Source organism: Methylocystis sp. S23, from assembly GCF_054106005.1.
This window is the reverse complement of sequence record NZ_CM134185.1, coordinates 3,649,659-3,671,671: the sequence shown is the minus strand read 5'-3', so window position 1 is coordinate 3,671,671 and position 22,013 is coordinate 3,649,659. Positions and strand designations below refer to the sequence as shown.

Below are 22,013 nucleotides of genomic sequence, written 5' to 3'. Positions count from 1 at the left end.
TGCGAGGAGCGTGAGCTCCGAAGCGATCCAGAGCCACGATAGCTGCTTCTGGATTGCTTCGCCTTCGGCTCGCAATGACGCCGGGCGCGTCGTAGCAAGGTTTCCTTGTCCTTCGAGACGCCGCCTTTGGCGGCTCCTCAGGACGAGGAAACCTTCACCCGATCGCTTTGGCGTCTTTAATTTGCTCCGCTTGTCTATCGCCAATGCGGGAAATTCATGCGCGGGAAGACGCGCGCCTCACGCGATCCCGCGTTTTTTCGCCGGCCCGGCCTTCTTCGTCGCCGTCTTCTTCGCGGGCGCTTTCTTTGTCGTCGCCGTCTTCTTCACGGGCCTGGCGTCCTCGAATGGCGTCTCGTCGCTGTCCTCGATGACCTTCTTCGCCTTGGCGGGCGCCTTTCTGGCCGGAGCTTTCTTCTTCGCCGCGCCGCCCTTCTCGTCGATGAGCCTGATCGCGTCCTCGAGCGTCACGTCCTCGGCGGACAGATTCTTGGGCAGCGTGGCGTTGATCTTGCCGAGATTGACATAGGGGCCGAAGCGGCCCGCCCGCACAGTGATGGTCCCGCCGTCGGGATGCTCGCCGAGCGCCCGCCCGCCCGTCGCGCCGCCGCCGGCCGCCTTGGCGGCGATCATCTCCAGCGCCTGTTCGAGGGTCAGAGAGGCGGGATCGACGTCCTTGGGGATGGTCGCGTTGACCTTCTTCCAGTTCACATAGGGGCCGAAGCGTCCGGCCTTCACCGTCACGGCGCCGCCTTCCGGGTGATCGCCGAGCGTGCGGCCCGAGTCGCCGCCGCGCGAGAAGCGCGAGCCGCCGCCGCCGGACTCCTTTTGCACGATGAGATCAATGGCGCGATTGGCGCCGATGGTCAGCACGTCGTCCTCGCGCCCGACATTGGCGTAAGTCTTGCCGTGCTGCACATAGGGGCCGAAGCGGCCGATATTGGCGATGATCGGCTCGCCCGTCGTCGGGTGCTTCGCCACTTCGCGCGGCAGGGAAAGCAGAGCGAGCGCCTGCTGCAAGGTGAGATCGTCGGGCTTGATGTTCTTCGGCAGGGAGGCGCGCTTGGGCTTCTCGCCGCCTTCCTCCTGCTCGCCTTCCTGCACATAGGCGCCGAAGCGACCGTCGCGCAGCGTGATCTCCGCGCCCGTATCGGGGTTGACGCCCAGAACCTTCACGCCCGGCCGCGCGTCGGCGGCGGCGTCGCCTGTCGGCGGCGAAAGCGTGCGCGTATAGCGGCATTCGGGATAGTTCGAGCAGCCGATGAAGGCGCCGAACTTACCGACCTTGAGCGATAATTGCCCGGCGTTGCAGGCCGGGCAGAGGCGCGGATCGGAGCCGTCCTCCTTGGCCGGGAAGATATGCGGGCCGAGCAGCTCGTTGAGGCTGTCGAGCACCTGCGTCGTGCGCAGGTCCTTCGTCTCGTTCACGGCCGCGGAAAAGTCGCGCCAGAAGTCGCGCAGCACCTGCTTCCAGTCGATCTCATTATTGGAGACGAGATCGAGCTTTTCTTCGAGCGAGGCCGTGAAGTCGAACTCGACATAGCGTGAGAAGAAGCTTTCCAGAAAGGCGACGACGAGGCGGCCCTTGTCCTCGGGGATGAGCCGCTTCTTGTCGAGCCGCACATAGTCGCGGTCGCGCAGCGTGGCGAGCGTCGAGGCGTAGGTGGAAGGACGCCCGATGCCCAGCTCCTCCATGCGCTTCACGAGCGTCGCCTCCGTGAAGCGCGGCGGCGGCTCGGTGAAATGCTGCGTCGCGTCGATCTTCTCGCGCGCGCAGGGTTCGCCCGCCTTCATCGCGGGCAGACGGCCGCCGTCTTCGTCCTGATCGTCGTCGCGGCCTTCCTGGTAAAGTTCGAGGAAGCCGGGGAAGCGCACGACCTGGCCAGTGGCGCGCAGCTCCAGATTGCGCGCGCCGGCTTTCGCGTCGATGTCGACGGTCGTGCGCTCCAGCTCCGCCGACTCCATCTGGCTCGCGACGGTGCGGGTCCAGATCAGCTCATAGAGCCTGGCTTGATCGGGCTCCAGATATTTCCCGACGTGCTTTGGCAGGCGTGTCGCGTCGGTCGGGCGGATCGCCTCATGGGCTTCCTGCGCGTTCTTGGCTTTCGCCGTATATTTGCGCGGCGCATTGGGCACGAAGCGGTCGCCATATTCCTTGGCGATCACCCTGCGAACGCTCGCCACGGCTTCGGGCGCCATGTCAACGCCGTCGGTTCGCATATAGGTAATGAGGCCGACGGTCTCGCCGCCGACATCCACGCCCTCATAAAGGCGCTGCGCGATGCGCATGGTGATGGCCGGGGCGAGGCCGAGCTTGCGCGAGGCCTCCTGCTGCAGCGTCGAGGTGGTGAAGGGCGCGTAAGGGTGGCGCTTGACCGGCTTCGCCTCGACCGAGCGCACGGTGAAGGCCGCCGTGAGCAACGCCTTCTTGAAGTCCTCGGCCTCCTCGCCCTTGCCGATGTCGAGGCGCGTGATCTTCCGGCCGTCGGCGCCGACGAGACGGGCGACGAAGGGCTCGCCCGCTTTCGTTTTCAGATGCGCGACGAGCGACCAATATTCCTGCGGGACGAATTTCTCGATCTCCAGCTCGCGGTCGCAGACGAGGCGCAGCGCCACCGACTGCACGCGGCCGGCCGAACGCGCGCCCGGAAGCTTTCGCCACAGCACGGGCGAGAGGGTGAAGCCGACGAGATAGTCGAGCGCGCGGCGGGCGAGATAGGCGTCGACCAGCGCCTGGTCGATCTGGCGCGGATTGGCCATGGCCTCGCGCACGGCGTCCTTGGTGATGGCGTTGAAGACGACGCGCTCGATCTTCTTGTCCTTGAGCGCCTTCTTCTTGTTCAGAATCTCGATCAGGTGCCAGGAGATGGCTTCGCCTTCGCGATCCGGATCGGTCGCGAGAATGACCTTGTCCGCGTCCTTGACCGCCTGGGCGATCTCGGTGACGCGCTTCGATCCGCGGGCGTCCATCTCCCAGACCATGGCGAAATCGGCGTCCGGATCGACCGACCCGTCTTTGGCGGGCAGGTCGCGGACGTGGCCCATGCTGGCTACGACGTTGAAATCCCGGCCCAAATATTTGTTGATGGTCTTGGCTTTGGCCGGCGACTCGACGATGACGACATTCATTCGCGACAATTCCAACGGGGCGCCCGCCGGGCGCAGCGGGCGGGAAGATGGTCAGAATGGGCGGCGCCTGTCAAATTGGGGGCCGCCGGAGAGGAGGGGAAGGGCCGCCATGGACAAAGTAAATGAAGCGCAATTGCTTGCGATCGTGGCCTCTGCCGTGGCGCCGCGCAGCCGCCCCTCCAATTATCCCGCGCCTTTCGCCGCCCGCGTCGCGGGGCGGGAGAAGCGGGCGCTGGGCGATGTCTTCGGGCTCAAGAATTTCGGCGTGAATCTCACCCGCCTCGCGCCCGGCGCCCAATCGGCGCTTCTGCACCGGCACAGTCGGCAGGACGAATTCGTCTTTATACTGGAGGGGGCGCCGACTTTGGTGACGGAGGCCGGCGAGAGGCGGCTCGCGCCCGGCATGTGCGCCGGTTTTCCGGCGGGCGGCCTCGCCCACCATCTCGTCAATCGAACTGACACAGACGCGCTTTACCTCGAAATCGGCGATCGCGCGCCCGGCGATGGCGGGGAATATCCGGCCGACGATCTGGAGGCGCGCCTCGGGCCGGACGGACGCTGGCAATTCTTCCACAAGGACGGCCGCCCCTACTGATTTGGGAGGAGTGATGGCTGGTCTGACCAGTTTCAACCCGGACGAGTTGCTGAATACCTTCATTTCCCTTTTCGTCGCGATCGTGCTGGGCACGCTGATCGGCGCCGAGCGGCAATATCGCCAGCGCAACGCCGGCCTTCGCACTAATGCGCTCGTCGCGCTCGGCGCCTCCGCCTTCGTCGATCTCGGCATGCGGCTCATGGGCAATCAGGGCGCGACGCAGGTGCTCGCCTATGTCGCCTCGGGCGTCGGCTTTCTGGGTGCCGGGGTGATCCTCAAGGAAGGGATGAACATTCGCGGGCTCAACACCGCCGCGACGATCTGGTGCTCCGCCGTCACCGGCGCCTTCGCGGGAGCGGATCATCCGGCAGAGGCTGTGCTGCTCTGCGCTTTCGTTCTTGCCGGCAACACTTTCCTGCGGCCGCTGGTCAATCTGATCGAGCGCGCGCCGATCGACGAGAGCCGGACCGAATCGACCTTCGAGATCCGCGTGACGACCGACGAGGCGAGCCGGGACTCGCTGCGGGAGCTGGTCGAGGAGCGTCTGGAGGCCGCGAAATATCCCGCCCGGGAAATCCGCGAAAGCGAGCGGGAGGAGGGCGTGGAGATCGTCGCCACGCTCGCGGCGACGAGCGTGGAAGCCGCCGAGCTCGATGCGATCGTCGATGCGCTGGGCCGGCTGGAGAGCGTCGCCCACGCCACCTGGATGTCGCGAGCGTCGGATTGATTGGGGCCTCTGCCGCGCCAAGGCGGTCGGCGGTCGCAGACCGCCGGGTGGGGTTCGCGCCGTCACTATATTGGTCGGGCCTTACCCGCCCGGCCCTGCCGCAAAGGGGGATCCTCTCTCGCCAGCCTTCGCCTGATTGTTCCGTTCGCCGCATCGCTTGCACTTGCCCGGCGTGGCGCCCTCCTGTATGAGCGAGCTCACGCAAAGCGCTTCGCGTTTTGCGCCGGGACGGCCTCGTGGCGGAGTGGCTACGCAGAGGACTGCAAATCCTTGTACTCCGGTTCGAATCCGGACGAGGCCTCCATTTCCATCGCGGCAATTTCCGCCTATAAGTTCGGCGAAGCTTTTGCACGGGCGGGGCCACGCGTCCGGCTTGGCCCAAGGCGCGGTCCTCACAACAGTTTTTCATGCTCATGAAGAGGGGGAAAAATGCTCCATGCTCTGATTGCCGACGCGCAGGCCCGGCTCGACAACGCCCGCCGCGAACTGCGCCTCGCCGCCATCAATTTCGACGTCTCGGACGAGCAGCTTCTGGAGCTGCGGGCGAATGCGCGCAAGATCTATGACGAGCTCGCCGCACTCGATCGCAAGAAGCTGAAAAAGGGCCTTTTCAGCTTCCTCAAGCTGTGGTGAGCGGCGCCTTCCGCTGATTTGCGTCTTGCTTCCGAAGCAGCCGCGCCCTCCATAACATCGCGAGAGGGCGCGGCGCGTATCGCCGCTGGCGATGAGGAAGAAAAATGATCAGCCCGGACACTCCTCCAGGAACGGAGGTCGTCTGCGTCGAGGCCGGGCCCGGACGCTATGGCGACGGGGGCCTGAGACAGGGGGCCATCTACACCGTCGAGCGGATCGCTCCGGCCATAGATGGCGGCCATGTCGTCGTCCTGACGGAAATACCGCCTTGGGAAACCTATACGCCGCCCTGGGGCCTCGTCGGCATCGGCTTCGAGCTGCGGCGCTTCCGTTATCTCGACATTCCCGACACGCTCATGCAGTTGCTCGAGGCGGCGTCTCTGGAAAAAGAGGCGGTTTAGAGCGCATTTCGATTGGATACGACTCCGCCGGATCGCCTTGCGGCGTCATTGCGAGCCGAAGGCGAAGCAATCCAGGGGCCGCGACGACCGCCTCTCGATTGCTTCGTCGCTTCTCGCAATTGTGCAGGTTCAACGCGGCGCAGGGTCGGGCGGCTCCGGCAGGAGCGGGGCCGCGGCGCCGGATCGGCGGATGAAGGCCTGCGGATCGGGCGCGAGCGTCAGATCGTCCCATCCGCCCGCGAGATCGAAGGCGATTTGCAGGCCCTTGTCGCGCGGCTTGCCCGAGGCGTCGGCTTCGCGCGCAATCGCCTTGAGCGCGAGACTGCGCTCGGCGAGATTGGCGCTGCCCTTGAGGCTCAACGCGAAGCCCGGCCCATAGGCCAGCGCCTCCTCCAGCGACCCGATTCCGTTCTCGACGAGCAGCGTCGCGCCGGCGCGCTCGATGGGCGAGCTTCCCGAGCGAATGTCCTGCGCGCTCGACAGCGGCCGCTTTTCGAAGCGGCGCAGCGCGCGCTCGAAATCGACGCCGGCGATCTCGCCGTCGGTCAGAGCGAGCGTGGCGCGCCCTCCGAGGCTTTTCATCAGATCGGCGACCGTCTCGCCGGCGGCGTCGAGCGTGAGCGACGAGGTGAGCGCGCCGCCGACCGCCTGCTTGCCGAAGGCGTCCCAGAGCAAGGCGCGGGCGTCGACGCCCCAGGTCTGCGCCGTGGCGTGAACGGCGAGCGCGCCGGTCCCGGCCGGCTTGAAGCCGGCATGCGCCTTCAGCCGGCCGCGATAGGCCTGGGCCTCCAGTAGGGAGAGGTCGAGCGCGCCATCCCGCAAGGTCGCCGTCACGGCGGCGGCGTCGATCGTCAGGCGGCCGAGCCGCGCATGGGCGGCGCTGAGTCGAAGATCGACATCGGCGCCCGACATGTCCGGCGGCTCCAGTGGCTCGCGGCTCCATTGCCCATCCGACGAGACCAGCGCGGGGGCGTCGGAGAACATGGGTTTCAAAGCCACGAACTCGCTTTTCAACGTCGCGGAGACGTTCGGCCGCCCGTCTTCGTCGCGGATGGTCAATTCGCCGTCAAAGGCGTTGCCGTCCACATAGACGTGAAAATCCTTGAGCGCCGCTTCGCGCGCGCTCAGCGCCGCCTGCGCGGCGAATTGCGCGCCTCCGAAAGGTCCCGGCAGCGGAACGTCGACATTGAAGAGCCGCAGCGCTTCTCGCGCGGACGCGGCCGATCCGCCGATGCGGCCGGCGTAGTGCGCATTGGGGAGGTTCTGGACGACGCCCTGCGCCTCGAGCCGCAAGCTGTCGCCGTCGAGGCGCGCGGTCGCGACGGAAGGATCGCCGCGGAGGAAGGAGCCGGGGCGCGCGACCCAGGCCATGAGCTGCAGGCGTTCGCCGCGCCAGTCGAAGGCGCCCGTCAGCAGCGCGGGCTCGCCGATCTTGCGCCATTCGAGCGCCGCTTCGATCTTTTCGGCGACGTAATCCGCGCCGCCGCGCCGCACGCGCAGGGCGCCGTCCGTGACGGTCAAGACGCCGAGGCGGAAATTGTCGGCCTTCTGCGCTTCCGCGCTCGCCGGCTTCGCCGCCGCCGCGCGCGCCGCGGCGCCCGGGGCGTCGATCGGCTTCTGATCGAGATCGATGCGCGCCCGCGGCCGCACCAGCGCCAATACGTCGACGTCCAGGCGGCCGGAGAGCAAAGGCAAAAGCTTGAGGACGCCGTGGAGCTGCTCCGCCTCGATGACGAGCGCGCCGTTATGATCGGCGAAGACGACGCCATCCAGCGTCACATGGGGACGGGGCGTGAGCGATAGCCGCGGATAGCCTCGGGCGGCGACGTAAAGTCCGGTGGCGTCCTGGAGCCGCGCATAGATGGCCGATTTGGCGGCGGCGGGGGAGTAGAGCCAGGGCGCCAGCGCCGCCGCGGCGCCGAGGACGACGATACAGGCCGTGACGGCCCATATCAGGGCGCGCGCGCGACCCGGCCGGCCCGCTTCGCCCGCGGTTCTGGAAGGATCGCTTTCGCTTGGCGACAAGTCGCTCGCCTCCTACGCCATCGTCGCGACGCTTCTCGCGGGGAAGCGCGGCGAGAAAGTGGCGAAGCGCGCGAGAGTCGCCGCGCTCATAGGGCGCACGGCGAAAAAACGAGGACCGGCTCTCGCGCGAGACGCTTGCTCCATATCTTGGAGCTGATCCCCTTTCCGCGATCGGGCGTTCCGCCAGCCGTGGCGTGATCTGATCAGAGCGCCGCTTTCGAGCGCCCGTTGCGGCGGCGATCGCCATTCATGACCGCGAGACGCCCCTGCGGCGTCTTCAGCGCCTTTTCGATCGCATAAAGCGCGCTCTTATTGGAGAGCGAGATGTCGCCGCTTTCCGCGAGAGACAGAAAATCCGCCTCCTTGAAGGGATAATGACTGCCGCGCCGGACGATGCGGACGCCCTGCGCGGTGATCACCGAGTCGCCCGGCCGCAGGGTGGAGTCCGACAGCAGCGCGCGGGTCGCGGCGGCGGCCGTCGCCTCGGTCTGGCATGAGCAGCTCTTGGCGCGGGCGTCGTTCGGATCGAGCCGGGAGAGCAGAGCCGCATAGGTCTCGCCGCGCCTGGCGGCCCGGGCTTCCTCGATCCTGTCCGATCCCTCGGGGAGGAGGAAGAGCGTCGATTGCGCGCCCGGGCAGAGCTTCTCGCAGCTCGCCTGCTGGGCGGCGAGGTCCGAGGCGCGCGAGACGGGCAGGGCCGGGAAATAATAGCCGTCGCAAGCGCGCACGCAGACGGCGCGCCGGCTGACCCCGACGGAGGCGCCGCCGGTCGCGGCGGAGACCTTGAAGATCCGGTTCGGCGCCGGCGACGCCGTCTCGATCGCGCCGGCGCGGCGGCGTTCGGGCGCCGCCGCATGGCGGGCGAGCGCGAATTTGCGGCGCTCCACGAGCTGGCGGCGCGCCTGGGCGTAATGCCCCCGCGCCTTCTTCGCATGGCGGGCGCGCCGGCTCCCTTCACGCGGCGCGGAAGCGCGATAGCTCGGCGCAAGATCGCTGTAATAACGCTGCGGCGGCGAGGCGGCTCCGAAAAGCGCCTCGACCAACCCACCGGCGGCGCGGCTGGCGGGAATGTCGTAACCCGTGAAAACGAGGCAGAAAAACGCGAATGCGGCGCCGAGGGAAATTGCCGACCGCGCACGGGCGAAACGGGCGTCCCGGCGCGAGGCCGGCGTGAGACTCGAGAACATCGAACGCGCTCGCTTTAAGAGAAAATTAAGAATTTCTTCGGCCCAAATTAAAATGGGCTCGCTTGGGCTTCAAGCATTTATTGTGGATTTTTCCGGTCAAAAACTAGCCGCTTTTGAGGTTGGAAAGCTCTTCTCGGAGGGTGCGAAGTATCTCCTCGACATAAAAAGGCTTTTCAACGATCGCCTGCTGGAGATAGGCTTCCGGCAGCCCGGCGCGCCCGCAGCCGGTGGTGAAAACAAAGGGTATCCTGCGCATCGAAAGAATATCCGCCACCGGGTCTATGCGGTCCTGTCCGATATTCACGTCGAGAAGCGCGAGATCGAAGGCGACCGTCTGCGCGAGGCGCACGGCCTGCGGCACGGTGCGGGCGGAGCCGGCGATGACCAGGCCGAAATCGGTGAGCGTCTCTTCCAGCGCCAATGTGATGAAAGGGTCGTCCTCGACAATCAGAACCCGGCGTCCGAGCAGAGGGTCGCTCGGCCGTTGCGTCGCATCGCTCGATGCGCCGCCAGAAATGGGTTGTGGCGCGTCCGAGACAGACATGGGGTCGATGGTGCGGCTGTTTGCCGCGCGTGTCCAGCATTTGCGCGCGCCAGTTGAAGATCGCCTCCGACTGTTGCCTTTTGGCCGCAGTCTAGTCCCGACGGGCGACGCCCAATGCGCTCCAAAGGGCGAGCGCAAGCCAGGCAAGAATCGTCAGCGAGCCGCCCATCGGCGCGGCGAAGGGGAAGAGCTTGCCGCCGAGATAGACCCGCGCCGCGAGGTCGGCCGAGAAAAGCGTCACGCCCGCCTGAAGGGCGAAGGCGGCGCCGGCGAGGAAGCGGGGGAAGGCGGGCGCCGTCCGCGCCAGCGCGGCGAGCGCGAGCCCGGCGCCGGCGTGAAGCGTCAGGAACTGGCTCGCGGTTGCGAGGAGGGGATTGGCGTCGGCATGCGCGGCGGCGGCCGCGAGGGCGACCCCGGCGGCGCCCTGCAGCGCCGCGACGGTCGCGATGATCGGCGCCTTGTTCACGCGCGGCCCTCCATCCGCCCTCAATAAGCGTTTTCGGCCTTGATCAAGGCGAAGGGCGTCAGCGCCAGAATATAGATGTCGAGGAAGATCGACCAGTTCTCGATGTAATAGAGATCGCACTCGACGCGCTTTTGGATCTTCTCCGGCGTGTCGGTCTCGCCGCGCCAGCCATTGATCTGCGCCCAGCCGGTGAGGCCCGGCTTCACGCGGTGGCGCGCGAAATAGCCGTCGACCACCTCATCATAGAGATGGTCCGCCGCGCGCGAGACGATGGCGTGCGGACGCGGGCCGACGAGCGAGAGATTGCCTTTGAAGACGACGTTGAAGAGCTGCGGCAGCTCATCGAGCGAGGTCTTGCGGATGAAGCGCCCGACGCGGGTGACGCGCGGATCGCCGCGCGTCACCTGCTTCGCGGCGGCATAGTCGAGCCGGTCGACATACATCGAGCGGAACTTGTAGACTTCGATATTCTCATTGTTGAAGCCGTGGCGGATCTGCTTGAACAGAACCGGCCCCGGCGAGTCGAGCTTCACGGCGAGCGCGATGAGCGCCATGACCGGCGCGAGCAGGATCAGACAGACAGAGCCGACGACCTTGTCGAAGACGTTTTTGACGACGACGTCCCAGTCCGCGATCGGCTTGTCGAAGACGTCGATGACCGGAACATTGCCGATATAGGAATAGGAGCGCGGACGGAAGCGCAGCTTGTTGGTGTGCGCCGCGAGGCGAATGTCGATCGGCAGCACCCAGAGCTTGCGCAACATTTGCAGGAGCCGCGCCTCCGCCGAGATCGGCAGGGCGAAGATGACGAGGTCGATGCGCGTATGGCGCGCGAATTCGACGAGGTCGTCGATCGTGCCGAGCTTGGGATAGCCCGCGACCACGTCGGGCGAGCGCTTGTCGGCGCGGTCGTCGAAGAGCCCCAGAATCTGGAGGTCGCCATCATTCTGCGCGGCAAGGTCGCGCAGCACCGGATCGGCCAGTTCGCCGCCGCCGACGATGACGGTGCGGCGATCGAGCTTGCCCTGCCGGGTGAGCGCGCGGACGATGAGGGAGAGCGCGAGGCGCTCCGCGGCGAGCAGCGCGAGGCCCGAGACGTACCAGCTCAAGAGCCAGACGCGCGAGAAGGAGTCGTCGAGCTTGAAGAAGAAGAGCACGATGAGCGCGGCGACGAAGACCAGCGACCAGGCCGCCGCGATCTTCAAGCCGTTGCGCATCGGCGCGCGGAAGGCGCCCGTTGTGTAGAGGCCGAGCGATTGCAGCGCGGCGATGGCGGCGAGCGCCATGGCCGGCATGACGAGATAGTAGTCGAGCGAGCGGCCCCAATTGGCGGCGACGTAGAATTCGTGGATGAGCAGTCCGGCGCCGAGCAGCGTCGCGAGCTCGACGAGGCGAACGAGGCCGGCGAGGACGATCGGCGAATAGGCCTTGCCGGGCGCGCCTTTGCTGGCGATCTCGGCGAGCGTCGGGCTCAATTTTCTTTTCTCGGAGGCGCTCCCGTTCTTTTCAGGAGGCGCGCCCTTCATGTCGCCTATGGCGAAAGCGCACATTTTTCCTTCTCCCGTAGGTTAGACTGCGGCGGCGGTCCGCCGCACGCGCGCGAGCGCCGCCCGGTAGCCGCGCAGCACGCCCTCGGTCATCGATTCGATGGTGAAGTCCGCCTTCACGATTTCCGCCATTTCCTCCGCAAGGGCGCCGCGCGCCGCCGGGCTCATGTCGAGCATGGCGCGCATGGCCGTCGCGAGGCCGGACGGGTCGCGCGGCGCGGCGAGCCGCGCCGCCCGCGGTCCGAAAATTTCCGGAACGCCGCCGACATTCGTGGCGACGACGGGAATCTTCGCCGCGATGGCCTCGAGGACGATGTAAGGCAGGGATTCGGCGCGGCTCGGAACGACGAGTATCCTGCCGCGCGCGAGCGCCTCCCGGGCGGGCATGCGCGCATGGAACGTCACGCGGCTCTCGAGGCCGAGCCGCCGCGTCAGGGCGCGAAACGCCGCTTCGTCCTGGCCCGAACCCACCAGCGCGAGGCGCGGATCCTCGGGCAGGGAGGCGAAGGCCCGTAAAAGGTCCTCGACGCCCTTGGCGACGCGCATCTCGCCGATGAAGACGAAATCGGCCGCGTCCGGCGCCGGGGTCACCGGCGCGAACTCGCTTGCCGCGAGCCCGTTATGGACGACGGGGGCGAGTGCTCGCGGCGCCTCGATCGTTTCGATGAAACGGCGGCGCGCATAGTCGCTCTCGAAGGGCAGGAGGTCGGTCACGCGTCCCATTATGCGCTCCGCGGTAAAGAAAACTCTTCCGGCGAGCGTGTCGGCGCGGAAATGGAGCGTGCCGCCATGGGGCGTATAGACGCGCGCGACCGGCCGCGCCGGATGCGGAAAGATGGGCAGAATTCGGGGAAGCCGCGCATAGAGGCCGCCCTTGGCGCCGTGGCCGTGCACGATGTCCGGCGACAACAGGCGAACCAGCGCGGCGACGCGCCAGGCGATGTGCAGATCGTCCGGATGGGGCAGGCGCCGCATGGGCAGGCGCGTGACCCCGAGCGCGAGAAAAGGCGAAAGTGTCTCGAGGGCGCCGGCCGCGTCCGCCCCGCCGGTCAGCGAATCGGCGACGACGCCGACCTGACAGCCCGCTTCCGCCTGGGCGCGCGCGAGGTCGGCGACGTGACGGAAGAGCCCGCCGACGGGGGCGCGCATGACATGGAGAATGCGCAATCCCGAGGGCTGCCTCGCAGCATCTTCCGTCGCGTCCTGATCGTCGACCGCCGCGGCCACGATTGACCTTTCTTCTCTTAGAAAATTCGCTCTCGAACCGTAATGGTGTCGCCGGGCCGGATGGGCGTGTCGAGCGGCACGCGGCCCGTGATCGGATAGCCGTCGATGACGCGCGTGAGATCCACGGCCCCCTGATAGCCGCGCGGGCCGAAGCCGCCCGCGATCGCGATGGCCGTGCGCGCCGTCATGGCCTCGACGAAGGGATATTGGCCGGCGGTCGTGACTTCGCCCAGCACGAAGAAGGGACGGAACGCCTCGACCTCCACGGAAACGCGCGGCTCGCGCACGAAGCCGGCGCGAAGCCGCGCCGCGATCTCGTGTTCCGCCTCGGGAACGGTGAGGCCCTGGACCGGCACCGAGCCGATGAGCGGCATGGCGACGCGGCCGGCCCCGTCCACCGAATAGGAGTTGGAGAGCGAGTCCTGTCCGAAGACGATCACGCGCAGCCGGTCGCCGGCGGCGAGCCGGTAGGGATCGTAGGCGGAAGCCGCGAAGAGCTCCGGCTTGTAAGCTCCGGGAACCGCGCAACCGGACGAGAAAGCGCTCATTGTCATCGCTATCGCCAAGGTGAGCGTCTTGCAGGCGACCTTTTTCGAGGCGACTGGCTTCGCCATTTCGGTTCCATGAGTTGTAGCAAATCGGGCGACCGCCTTCAGGCGACGGATCGTTTTTATTGTTTCATGGTTAACAAACTTTGACCTGAGCCGGGCCGGCGGATTTAACCAGCCCTAAACCATAATCGCGTTATCTCGCCAGGGCAGACCCTCGGAGATGCGATGCGCTCGGGTATTCCAATCGAGACGGAGGCGGTGACAAACGAGATCGATTTGTCACATGTCGGCCGCGCGCTGATGAAGAAGCGCTGGTGGGTGATCGGACCCACGCTGGTTGCGCTGGCCGGCGCGCTGGTCTTCGTCAATCTGGTCAAGCCGCGTTACACTTCGGACGCCAAGCTTCTCCTCGAAAATCAGGACGACTTCTTCACGCGCGTCGACAAGGGCGAGCGCGTCGACGCCAACGGCCCCGACCCCGAAGGCGTCCAGAGCCAGATCCAGCTCCTCACCTCGCGCGACCTCGCGCGCCGCGTGATCAAGCAGCTCGATCTCCAGGGCAATGTCGAGTTCGATCCGCTGGCGAACGGCATGGGCGCGCTGACGCGCGTCATGGTGCTGCTCGGCCTGACGCGCGATCCCACGCGGATGTCGCCCGAAGACCGCATTCTCGAAAAGTTCGGCGAGAAGCTTTCGGTGCTCTCGCCGACCAAGACGCGCGTGCTCTCCGTCGAGTTCTCCTCGCGCAATCCCGACCTCGCCGCGCGCGGCGCCAATGCGGTCGCGGAAACCTATATCGAGATGCAGCAGGAGGCCAAGCGCGACGTCGCGCGCGCCGCCGCGCAATCGCTCGCGACGCTCGTTTCCGATCTCCGCGGCCGCGTCGCCGAGGCGGAGGCGAAGGTGGAGGACTATCGCGCCAGGACGGGCCTTCTCGTCGGCGCCAACAACGCCGTCATTCCGACGCAGCAGCTCGGCGAATTGAACAATCAGCTTTCCAACGCGCGCGGCGTGCAGGCGGACGCCCAGGCGAAGGCGAACATATTGCGCGACATGCTGCGGCAGAATCGCATCGGCGAGATTCCCGACGTCGCGAACAATGAAGTGATGCGGCGCATTTTCGAGCAGCGCGTCGCGTTGCGCGCGCAGCTCGCCCTCGAGTCGCGCACGCTGCTGCCGCAGCATCCCCGCATCAAGGAGCTCGACGCCCAGCTTCGCGATCTCGACATGCAATGGCGCGCCGCGGCCGAGCGCACGGCGCGCACGCTGGAAAACGAGGCGCGCATCGCCTCGGTCCGCGTCGAGAACCTCACCAGGGTTCTTGAAGATCAGAAACGCGTCGCGGGGGCCGCCGGCGTCGAGGAGATCAAGCTGCGCGAGCTCGAACGCGCGGCGCGCCTGTTGAAGGATCAGCTCGAGAGCGAGACCGCGAAATATCAGGAAGCGCTGGCGCGCGAGCGCGTGAAGGCGACGCCGGCCGACGCCCGCATCATCCAGCGCGCGCTGGCGCCGCAATTGCCGTCCTTCCCCAAGAAGCTTCCAATCACCGCCTTCGCGACGCTCGCCGCCTTGATCCTCTCCGCCGGCGCGATCGTCGCGAGCGAATTGCTGAGCGGACGCGCCCGCGCCGCCGCCCCCGCGATTCCGCTCGACGCGCCGCGGGGGGAGCCGGTCCGCATTGCGGCGGAGGACACGTCCGCCGCGCCGCTCGAAACCGGCGCCGCAATTGGCGAAGCGGAGGCCGCGCCCATCGCGGCCACGCGCGCGGCGAGCGTCGAGGCGGCGCAGAAGATCGACAGCGCGCGCGCCGCGCAGACCTGCGTGAAGGTGCTGGTGACTCCCTGCGAGAGCGAGGGCAAGCCGGCCGAGACGGCGATCGCGCTCGCGCGCAATCTCGCGCGCCGGGGGCGCACGGTGCTCGCGGCCGCCGATCGTGGCGCCAGGGCTTTCGACGCGCTGGTGCATGCGCCGGACGGCCCGCCGAAAGGCCTGTCCGATCTTGCGGCCGGCGCCGCGGATTTCGCGCAGGTCATCCACCGCGACATCGGTTCGCGCCTGCACGTGCTGCCCGGCGGCGTCGCCGAGGAAGAAGAGCGTTACGATCTGGCGCTCGTCGTGGCGGCGCTTGCGCATACCTATGATTTCGTCATCTTCGCGGCTTCCGCGGAGCAGGCGCCGCGGCTCGCCCCGCTTGTCGATCTCGCCTTCGTTCTCGGCGGCGACGCGGCGGCCGAGTCCCTGCGCGCGCGGCTCGCCGAGGCGGGCGCCGAGGCGCATTTGCTCGAAGGCGTGGAGAAGGCGGGCGGATTGGTCGCGGCCTGACCCGGCCTTCAGCTCATCGGCAAGCGCGACGCGAGCCGGCGGGCGCGATAATAGGCGCGCGACAAAGCGGGGCTCTGCTTCACGCGGCGCTTGAGGCGCAAAAAGGCGGAAAAGAGCGGAGCGGCGGCCACGCCGCGCGCCGAGATCGGCTGGATGAAATCGCTCAATTCGATCGTCTCGTCGCAGACGGCGCTCTTGTAGCGCGCTTCGCCGGCGCCGAGATCGAAATAAGCCATGCCGCGCGAGACGAGGTCGCGCATCACGGCGTGCAGCAGGAGATCGCCCGGCGACGAGCGCGCGACCGCCTCCTCCATCTCGAATGAGTTGAGCATGGCCGAGAAGCGGCCGCCGCGGACAATCCCGGCATAGGTCGCGACGATGCGCCCGCCGACGGAGAGCGCATGCAATTCGAGCCCGCCGTCGCCCGTCTCTCCATTGAGGCGGTCCAGCAGGTCATCCAGTCCCAGACCGCCGAAGCGGCGACCGACGCCGATATCCGAGAAGCGGGCGGATTTCTGGCGCATCAGCGCCGAGAGGATCTCGACCGCCCGCGCGCCGCCCGCCCGATGCTCATAGGCGAGCTCGCCCATCTCCGCGAGGCGGGCCTCCTTCTTCTTCAGCTTTTTGCGCGTATCCTTCGAAAGGCGCGCGGCGAGGTCCTCGACGCGCGACGGCAGCGTGGCGCCGTAGGCGTAGCTGGCGCTCGGCCGCGCCTCCCGGAAGGCGAGGGGATTGTCGACATTCTCGAAGCGGCGCGGCTGATTGCGCAGATAGATCAAATCCGGCGGCCGGTCCGCCGCGCGCGCGCCCTCGATGAGAAGCGCGCGCATGCCGCGCTGGTCGTAGCGCGCGTCGGGATCGAGCAGCGGGAGATTGAAATTGCTCTCCCGCCCCCCGAGGAACAGGGCGATGTCGAAGCCGGCGCGCTTATGGACGCATAAGGGCAGAAGGGCGCGCGGCCGTCCGGACTCCTCGCGCGCAACGATAATGAATGGCCTCGCGCCTTCGGCCCGCCCGACCGTATCGGCCCAGGCCTCGACGAAGAAAAAGGACTGATAGGGGCTGATCGTCGCGCGGCTGGAGAGTTCGGCCCAGTCTTTCCGGGCGTCGGACAGATGCGTGAAAACGTCGATCCTCGCGCGAGACCGGCTCGTCTGCAGCGGCCGGGCAAACTCGTTCTCCAGGCCTTCCAGTCTCGTAACCATATGCGCCCAGCATCCCCGCGCTCGCGAACCCATAATCTATATCTGCCACGACTCGCATAACAGATAGTTAGAATCTTCGTCCTAAATCCTGGAAGCTTTCAGGCCGGATTTCGGGGGAGCGATGGCGAGTTGGCGGGAGCGGGCGATCGTCGCCGGCATGCGGCTCTTTCAGGCGAGCGGCGCGCATCGGCTCGCCGCGCCCTTTACGCGCGGCCTCGGCGCCATCCTCATGTTTCACCGCGTGAGACCGGATCCCGGCGCGGACTTCGCGCCGAATGCGGGGCTCGAAGTGACGCCGGCCTTTCTGGACGGCTTGCTCGTACATCTGCGCGCGCAGGGCTATGACATTCTCCCGCTCGACGCCGCGCTCGGCCATCTGCGCGCAGGGGCGGCGCCGGCGCGGCCCTTCGTCGTTCTCACCTTCGACGACGGCTATCGCGACCTTGTCGACCATGCCCTCCCGATCCTGGAGCGCCGCCGCGCGCCCTTCGCCGCTTATGTCGCCGCCGGCTTCGCCGACCATCGGGCGCGGCTGTGGTGGATCGAAATGGAGGAGGCGATACGCCGGCTCAAGCGCGTAGACGTGACGATCGGCGGACGGCGCATCGTCCGCGATTGCGCCGGCGACGCGGAGAAGAGCGCGGCTTTCAGCGACATCTACTGGTCGATCCGCGACGGAAGCGAAGAAGAATTGCTCGACGTCGTCGCGGCGCTCGCCGCCGAGGCGGGGGTCGACTCGCGCGCGCTGACGATCGAGGCCTGCCTCGGCTGGAAGGAAATCGGCGCGCTCGCGGGCCATGAGCTCGCGACCGTCGGCGCGCATTCGGTCATGCATCCGCGCCTCGCCAAACTGGCGGAGGCGGACGCGCGGCGCGAAATGTCGGAAAGCCGCGACCGCATCGCGCAGGAGACCGGCGTGACGCCCCGCCATTTCTGCTATCCCGTCGGCGATCCGACCTCGGCGGGACGGCGCGAATTCGCGCTCGCGGCCGAGCTCGGCTTTGCGAGCGCCGTCACCACGCGGCCGGGAATGATATTTCCGGAGCATCAAGATTATTTTCACGCGCTGCCGCGCCTGTCCGTCAATGGCAGGCATCAGAGCCTCGCCGCGCTCGACGTGCTGTTGAGCGGCGCCCCCTTCGCGCTGATGAACCGCGGCCGCCGCGTCGCGGCCTGACAAGGGAGAAAGACGATCAGCTTCGATCCTTTCGAAGGCTGCTGGCCGGAAGCGACGCAGGGCGAGACGCGCGGCATGCTGCTGCCGGCGGCGGCGGCCGCCTTGATCTCCGCCGGCCTCACTCTGCTCATCCTCCTTGCGCTGCATGTGACGGCGGCGTGGGAGTTTGCGCCCCTGTCGACGACGGACGACGCCATGCGCGGCTACGCCGAGGCGGGCTATTTCCCGCTCCAGGCGGCGGCCGAGACCGAGGGCCGCCATGCTCTGGCGACGGGCGTCAATCTGCAGACCTTCGGCGGCCTGCTGGTCATGGTCATGTCGGGCGCCTACGGCGCCTGGCGGGGCTTTTCCAGTCCGCGGGCGCGGGGCTGGAGCAACGCCTTCTGGATGACGAGCGTCGTCGCGATATGTCTGGCGCTTTCCGCCTTTCACGGGCTGACGCCGCAAATGCTGGACTACTTCATCGGCTCGGATGGGCCGGGCGTCCCTGCGCCGCCGACGCTCGTTCTCGTCAAGCGTGGCCTCTACGCCGCCGGACTCTCGGCTTTCCTCTGCGTCTTCGCCCATGATCTGGGCTACCGACTGCGCGAGTCCCTCGTCGATTTCGGACTGATCGAGGAGGACGAGGCGCGCGCCGAGCGCCGCGAAAGGCCGAGGTCTTTCAAGGACAAGGGCCGGCCGCGCGCGGATAAGGAGCCGCCGAGGGAGGAAGGCGGGTTCGGCCAGCGCGAGATGCCGCGAAGCTGGACCGCGCCGACGAGCGAAGAGGCCCGCGCCCGCGCCGTCCTCGGCGTCGGGGCCGGCGCCTCAAGGCGAGAGATCGAGCGCGCCTACCGCTCCCAGATGAAGCGCGCCCATCCCGATCACGGCGGCTCGGTCGAGCGCGCCGCCGCCTTGAACGCGGCGCGCGATCTGCTGCTCGGGCGCCGGCAGGCTTGATCCGGGCGGCCTCCGCCGCGCTACCCCTAGCAAAGCTGGGCCAGAGCGCCTATTTTTGACAGAAATCATACATGCGGAGCGGATCGATGAGCCTGATGGGCGTTTTAATCTGTGTGGCCATCGCCCTGTCGGCGGCCTTGGGCGTCTATTTGCGCATGCGCCAGACCGACAATGTCGCGGCGAACCGCGACGCGGTGCCGGTGGATTTCGCCCGCGAGGTGACGCTGGAGGAGCACCGCCGGGCGGCCGATTACACTATCGCCCGCACGCGCTTCGCCATGGGCGAGACGCTCTATGACGCCATTCTCTCCATCCTTTGGCTCGCCGCCTGGCTGGCGCCGCTTTACGCGCTCGTTTCGCAGGCCGTCGCGCCCGGGCTGACCCGCAGCGTCGTCTTCGTGCTGGCGGCGGGCTTTGTCAGCCATGTTTTCGAACTGCCCTTCACGGTCGCCAACGCCTTCCTGCTGGAGGAGCGTTTCGGCTTCAACCGGCTTACCCCCAGGACCTTTCTTCTCGACGAGATCAAGAGCGTCGCGCTCGGCCTCGCGCTCGGCGCGCCGCTGCTATACGGCATGTTCTGGCTGCTGGGCGCGTTTCCCGAGACCTGGTGGCTCTTCGCCTATGTCGCCTTCATGGCGCTGATCGTCGCCATGACGCTGATCTACCCGACCTTCATCGCGCCGCTCTTCAACACCTTCACGCCGATGGAGGAGGGCTCGACCAAGGCCCGCATGGAGGCGCTGCTGGCCAAATGCGGCTTCGAGTCCAAGGGGCTCTATGTGATGGACGCCTCCAAGCGCTCCGCGCATGGCAACGCCTATTTCACGGGCTTCGGCAAGGCCAAGCGCATCGTCTTCTTCGACACGCTTCTGGAGAAGCATACGCTGGAGGAGATCGAGTCGATCCTCGCCCATGAGCTCGGCCATTTCAAATATGGCCATGTGCGGCAGATGATCGTTCAGGCGGCGGCCATCGCCTTTGTCGGCTTCGCCGTGCTCTATTGGGCCTTCGGCAACCCGACCTTCGTCACCTGGTTCGGCCTGCCGACGGATCCGGGCGTCGTGCTCGTCGCGCTGCTGCTCGCCAAGGAGCCGATCTCGCATCTTCTGCATCCGCTGCTGGCGCATCGCTCGCGCAAGAACGAATTCGAGGCCGACGATTTCGCCCGCCGCATCGTCGGCAAGGAGCCGATGATTTCCGCGCTGACGCGGCTGACGCGCGACAATCTCGCGACGCTGACGCCCGATCCACTCTACGCCAGATTCTATTTCTCTCACCCGCCCGTGCCGGTGCGCGTGGCGCAGTTGAGGGGCGCGGAAGGATAGGCTTCCAGGACAAGGGGACTATATGAAAAGGGGCCCGCGCGGGCCCCTTTTATGTCGCAGAGCAGCCGGCCGGCGGTCACCAGCGGCGATAATAGGGCCGGTAATAGGGGGCGCGAACGACCGCGCCGCCACGCGGCCCGACATAGGCCCCGCCGCCATAGCGACCGCGATAGGTCGTGCCGCCATAAGGCCCGCGGACAACGGAGCCGGCGGGACCCGCGCAGCCGGCGCGATACGGGCCGCGGGCGCAGACGAAAGCCTCGGAGACGTCGATCGTCGCGAGCAGAGCGGCGCTCGCGAGCGCCGCGGTTAGAAGAATTTTTTTCATCAGGTTCTCCTGTCAAAGCCCCGCCCGTCGCGCGCCCGAGCGGAAGCTCCGCCGTTCCTCGCGACGCCGGAGATTAGCCCCCTTTGCCGTCGAAGCAAAGCCGGGCAGGGACACATAAGCGCACGGAAATCGCAGGCGACGCGATGGCCTCGCGAGGCTTGGCCACTATGTGACAACCTGAACCGGAGGCGCCGGAGATGACCATGCAGACCGCGTTCAGCCGTCGGCTGGAGCTGGTGATCAGACGCGAAAATCCGCTTCTCGCCTATGCGATCGCCATCGTGACGCTCGCCGCGGCGACATGGACGCGCTGGCTCGCCCAGGATTGGCTGACGCCGGGAATTCCGTTCATCACATTCTTTCCCGCGGTTCTGATCGCGACGGTCGTCGGCGGGAAGCTTGCGGGCCTTTGCACGACCTTCGCTTCCGTCGTCATCGCATGGTCCTTCTTCATGGAGCCGCCGCTGACGTGGAACATGAATGTAAGGACGGCCGTGTCGCTGTCCTCTTTCCTGTTTGTCGCCCTGTCGATCGTCGCGGTCGTCTCCTCTTACAAGGACGCAATCGAGCGCATCGCCGCGCAGGCGCAAAGGCAGCGCTCGCTCATCGATTCGATGCCCAACGGCATTGTCATCGTCGGCCGGAGCGGCGCGATCGTCGGGGTCAATTCCAGCGCGGAGAAGCTCTTCGGCTATACGCGCGCCGAACTTCTCGGCAGGCCGGTCGAAACGCTCGCGCCCGAGGAAGTCGCCGCCGGCCATGCGCGGCTGCGGGAGCAATTCCAGCGCTCGCCGGAAACGCGGCCGATGGGCGCCGGACGCGACCTTTGCGGACGCCGCCGGGACGGCTCCGAATTCCCCGTGGAAATCGGATTGAATCCGATTGAATGGGACGATCAGCAAGCGGTGCTCGTCACCGTCACCGACATCACGGAGCGCAAGCAGCACGAGGAGCAACAGGCGATCCTGGCGCGCGAGCTGGAGCATCGCGTGGGCAATATTTTCGCGGTCCTTCTTGCGACGATTCGCCGTACCCTGACGCGCGGAAGAAGCGTGACCGAGGCGGAGCAGGCGCTGACTCAGCGCGTGCAGCTTCTCGCCGACGCGCACGCCGTTCTTTCCGAATCCATGTTCAGGGACATTTCGATGGACAGGCTGATCGCCATCGGCGTCGGCGGCTTCAAGGACCAGATCGTCTCGACCGGGCCGGATCTGCGCGTGAACGCCAAAGCCGCGCAGGCCTTCTCCTTCATCGTCCACGAGCTTCTGACGAACGCCGTCAAGCACGGCGCGCTCTCGTCTCCCAGCGGCGCGGTTTCCATCGAGAAGCAAATCGAGACGGTCGATGGGGCGGACGTTCTCATTTTCATATGGAGCGAAAGGGCTGGCCCGCCGGCCAAGCCCTCGAAGCGCAAGGGCTTCGGCAGCTTCATTCTGCACGAAACGCCGAAGCAGTTCGGCGGCGAGGCGACGGCGCGGTTCGAGGCGAGCGGCTTGCGCTACGAGCTGCGCCTGCCCGTGAAGACGATCCGGTAGGGAGCCATGGCCCGCCTCGCCATCATCTTGTGCAATCGCTGCCCATGACGCCGTCACGCTGCGGGAATTAAAAGCAAAGCCGTTGGTTTCCCGCCGATCCGATTGACTTGGACGCCCGCGCCTCCGCTTAATTCCTGTCGCGGCGCAACAAGC

At 67.0% G+C, this 22,013-nt stretch carries 19 protein-coding genes and 1 tRNA gene; 10 read left to right on the top strand and 10 right to left on the bottom strand.

Annotated elements, in window-relative coordinates; translation table 11 throughout:
* Positions 1-237 precede the first annotated feature (237 nt).
* Positions 238-3,126 (bottom strand): type I DNA topoisomerase, encoded by a 2,889-nt coding sequence (gene topA, locus ACV7JP_RS18020; protein WP_457797024.1) that lies wholly within the window; start codon positions 3,124-3,126, stop codon positions 238-240.
* 109 nt (positions 3,127-3,235) lie between these two features.
* Here topA and ACV7JP_RS18015 point away from each other — a divergent pair, with 109 nt between their 5' ends.
* The 5 genes from ACV7JP_RS18015 (at position 3,236) to ACV7JP_RS17995 (ending at position 5,482) form a co-directional block, all read left to right on the top strand.
* Complete coding sequence (locus ACV7JP_RS18015; RefSeq protein ID WP_457797023.1) at positions 3,236-3,721, top strand: cupin domain-containing protein; 486 nt, start codon at positions 3,236-3,238, stop codon at positions 3,719-3,721.
* A 13-nt stretch (positions 3,722-3,734) separates the two neighbouring features.
* A complete protein-coding gene (locus ACV7JP_RS18010; RefSeq protein ID WP_457797022.1) occupies positions 3,735-4,448 on the top strand; it encodes an MgtC/SapB family protein in 714 nt (237 codons plus the stop codon).
* Positions 4,449-4,678: 230 nt separating this feature from the next.
* Positions 4,679-4,752: transfer RNA gene (locus ACV7JP_RS18005), tRNA-Cys, on the top strand.
* A 125-nt stretch (positions 4,753-4,877) separates the two neighbouring features.
* Positions 4,878-5,081 carry a hypothetical protein gene (locus tag ACV7JP_RS18000; protein WP_457797021.1) on the top strand — a complete coding sequence of 68 codons (204 nt, stop codon included), beginning with the start codon at positions 4,878-4,880 and terminating at the stop codon, positions 5,079-5,081.
* Between the two features lie 104 nt (positions 5,082-5,185).
* Complete coding sequence (locus ACV7JP_RS17995) at positions 5,186-5,482, top strand: hypothetical protein (protein WP_457797020.1); 297 nt, start codon at positions 5,186-5,188, stop codon at positions 5,480-5,482.
* 129 nt (positions 5,483-5,611) lie between these two features.
* Here ACV7JP_RS17995 and ACV7JP_RS17990 read toward each other — a convergent pair whose 3' ends face one another.
* The 7 genes from ACV7JP_RS17990 to ACV7JP_RS17960 form a co-directional block, all read right to left on the bottom strand.
* A complete protein-coding gene (locus tag ACV7JP_RS17990) occupies positions 5,612-7,507 on the bottom strand; it encodes an AsmA family protein (protein ID WP_457797019.1) in 1,896 nt (631 codons plus the stop codon).
* 203 nt (positions 7,508-7,710) lie between these two features.
* On the bottom strand, positions 7,711-8,694 hold the full coding sequence (locus ACV7JP_RS17985) for a DUF2865 domain-containing protein (RefSeq protein ID WP_457797018.1): 984 nt from the start codon (positions 8,692-8,694) through the stop codon (positions 7,711-7,713).
* A 103-nt stretch (positions 8,695-8,797) separates the two neighbouring features.
* Complete coding sequence (locus ACV7JP_RS17980) at positions 8,798-9,238, bottom strand: response regulator (RefSeq protein WP_457797017.1); 441 nt, start codon at positions 9,236-9,238, stop codon at positions 8,798-8,800.
* 91 nt (positions 9,239-9,329) lie between these two features.
* Positions 9,330-9,704: a DUF423 domain-containing protein gene (locus tag ACV7JP_RS17975; RefSeq protein WP_457797016.1), complete on the bottom strand. Its 375-nt coding sequence runs from the start codon at positions 9,702-9,704 to the stop codon at positions 9,330-9,332.
* Positions 9,705-9,724: 20 nt separating this feature from the next.
* A complete protein-coding gene (locus ACV7JP_RS17970) occupies positions 9,725-11,254 on the bottom strand; it encodes an undecaprenyl-phosphate glucose phosphotransferase (RefSeq protein ID WP_457797015.1) in 1,530 nt (509 codons plus the stop codon).
* A gap of 18 nt (positions 11,255-11,272) precedes the next feature.
* On the bottom strand, positions 11,273-12,478 hold the full coding sequence (locus ACV7JP_RS17965; protein ID WP_457797014.1) for a glycosyltransferase family 4 protein: 1,206 nt from the start codon (positions 12,476-12,478) through the stop codon (positions 11,273-11,275).
* A 17-nt stretch (positions 12,479-12,495) separates the two neighbouring features.
* Positions 12,496-13,092, bottom strand: a complete 597-nt coding sequence (locus ACV7JP_RS17960) for a polysaccharide biosynthesis/export family protein (RefSeq protein ID WP_457797013.1) — start codon at positions 13,090-13,092, stop codon at positions 12,496-12,498.
* 162 nt (positions 13,093-13,254) lie between these two features.
* On the opposite strand from ACV7JP_RS17960, the gene ACV7JP_RS17955 reads away from it, so the two are divergent.
* Positions 13,255-15,351: a GumC family protein gene (locus ACV7JP_RS17955; RefSeq protein ID WP_457797012.1), complete on the top strand. Its 2,097-nt coding sequence runs from the start codon at positions 13,255-13,257 to the stop codon at positions 15,349-15,351.
* Positions 15,352-15,359: 8 nt separating this feature from the next.
* Here the strand turns inward: ACV7JP_RS17955 and ACV7JP_RS17950 are convergent, their stop codons facing one another.
* Positions 15,360-16,556, bottom strand: coding sequence for a GNAT family N-acetyltransferase (locus tag ACV7JP_RS17950; RefSeq protein ID WP_457797011.1), 1,197 nt, complete (start codon positions 16,554-16,556; stop codon positions 15,360-15,362).
* A gap of 121 nt (positions 16,557-16,677) precedes the next feature.
* Here ACV7JP_RS17950 and ACV7JP_RS17945 point away from each other — a divergent pair, with 121 nt between their 5' ends.
* The 3 genes from ACV7JP_RS17945 (at position 16,678) to ACV7JP_RS17935 (ending at position 19,997) form a co-directional block, all read left to right on the top strand.
* The gene (locus tag ACV7JP_RS17945; RefSeq protein ID WP_457797010.1) at positions 16,678-17,733 is read left to right on the top strand and encodes a polysaccharide deacetylase family protein; all 1,056 of its coding nucleotides are present in this window, start codon (positions 16,678-16,680) and stop codon (positions 17,731-17,733) included.
* Between the two features lie 75 nt (positions 17,734-17,808).
* Positions 17,809-18,672: a J domain-containing protein gene (locus ACV7JP_RS17940; protein ID WP_457797009.1), complete on the top strand. Its 864-nt coding sequence runs from the start codon at positions 17,809-17,811 to the stop codon at positions 18,670-18,672.
* 86 nt (positions 18,673-18,758) lie between these two features.
* Positions 18,759-19,997, top strand: a complete 1,239-nt coding sequence (locus tag ACV7JP_RS17935; protein ID WP_457797008.1) for a M48 family metallopeptidase — start codon at positions 18,759-18,761, stop codon at positions 19,995-19,997.
* Between the two features lie 76 nt (positions 19,998-20,073).
* Here ACV7JP_RS17935 and ACV7JP_RS17930 read toward each other — a convergent pair whose 3' ends face one another.
* Positions 20,074-20,325: a hypothetical protein gene (locus ACV7JP_RS17930; RefSeq protein WP_457797007.1), complete on the bottom strand. Its 252-nt coding sequence runs from the start codon at positions 20,323-20,325 to the stop codon at positions 20,074-20,076.
* A 197-nt stretch (positions 20,326-20,522) separates the two neighbouring features.
* Between ACV7JP_RS17930 and ACV7JP_RS17925 the strand changes: the two genes are divergently transcribed.
* A complete protein-coding gene (locus tag ACV7JP_RS17925) occupies positions 20,523-21,860 on the top strand; it encodes a PAS domain S-box protein (protein WP_457797006.1) in 1,338 nt (445 codons plus the stop codon).
* The last annotated feature ends 153 nt before the right edge of the window (positions 21,861-22,013 follow it).

Bases quoted from the DNA above. Each gene is read 5' to 3' on its own strand.
- ACV7JP_RS17950 (WP_457797011.1), bottom strand. From the start codon at position 16,556: ATGGTTACGAGACTGGAAGGCCTGGAGAACGAGTTTGCCCGGCCGCTG.
- ACV7JP_RS17930 (WP_457797007.1), bottom strand. From the start codon at position 20,325: ATGAAAAAAATTCTTCTAACCGCGGCGCTCGCGAGCGCCGCTCTGCTC.
- ACV7JP_RS17940 (WP_457797009.1), top strand. From the start codon at position 17,809: ATGCTGCTGCCGGCGGCGGCGGCCGCCTTGATCTCCGCCGGCCTCACT.
- ACV7JP_RS18015 (WP_457797023.1), top strand. From the start codon at position 3,236: ATGGACAAAGTAAATGAAGCGCAATTGCTTGCGATCGTGGCCTCTGCC.
- topA (WP_457797024.1), bottom strand. From the start codon at position 3,126: ATGAATGTCGTCATCGTCGAGTCGCCGGCCAAAGCCAAGACCATCAAC.
- ACV7JP_RS17945 (WP_457797010.1), top strand. From the start codon at position 16,678: ATGGCGAGTTGGCGGGAGCGGGCGATCGTCGCCGGCATGCGGCTCTTT.
- ACV7JP_RS17980 (WP_457797017.1), bottom strand. From the start codon at position 9,238: ATGTCTGTCTCGGACGCGCCACAACCCATTTCTGGCGGCGCATCGAGC.
- ACV7JP_RS17935 (WP_457797008.1), top strand. From the start codon at position 18,759: ATGAGCCTGATGGGCGTTTTAATCTGTGTGGCCATCGCCCTGTCGGCG.
- ACV7JP_RS18010 (WP_457797022.1), top strand. From the start codon at position 3,735: ATGGCTGGTCTGACCAGTTTCAACCCGGACGAGTTGCTGAATACCTTC.
- ACV7JP_RS17955 (WP_457797012.1), top strand. From the start codon at position 13,255: ATGCGCTCGGGTATTCCAATCGAGACGGAGGCGGTGACAAACGAGATC.
- ACV7JP_RS17925 (WP_457797006.1), top strand. From the start codon at position 20,523: ATGACCATGCAGACCGCGTTCAGCCGTCGGCTGGAGCTGGTGATCAGA.
- ACV7JP_RS17995 (WP_457797020.1), top strand. From the start codon at position 5,186: ATGATCAGCCCGGACACTCCTCCAGGAACGGAGGTCGTCTGCGTCGAG.
- ACV7JP_RS17985 (WP_457797018.1), bottom strand. From the start codon at position 8,694: ATGTTCTCGAGTCTCACGCCGGCCTCGCGCCGGGACGCCCGTTTCGCC.
- ACV7JP_RS18000 (WP_457797021.1), top strand. From the start codon at position 4,878: ATGCTCCATGCTCTGATTGCCGACGCGCAGGCCCGGCTCGACAACGCC.
- ACV7JP_RS17970 (WP_457797015.1), bottom strand. From the start codon at position 11,254: ATGTGCGCTTTCGCCATAGGCGACATGAAGGGCGCGCCTCCTGAAAAG.
- ACV7JP_RS17960 (WP_457797013.1), bottom strand. From the start codon at position 13,092: ATGGCGAAGCCAGTCGCCTCGAAAAAGGTCGCCTGCAAGACGCTCACC.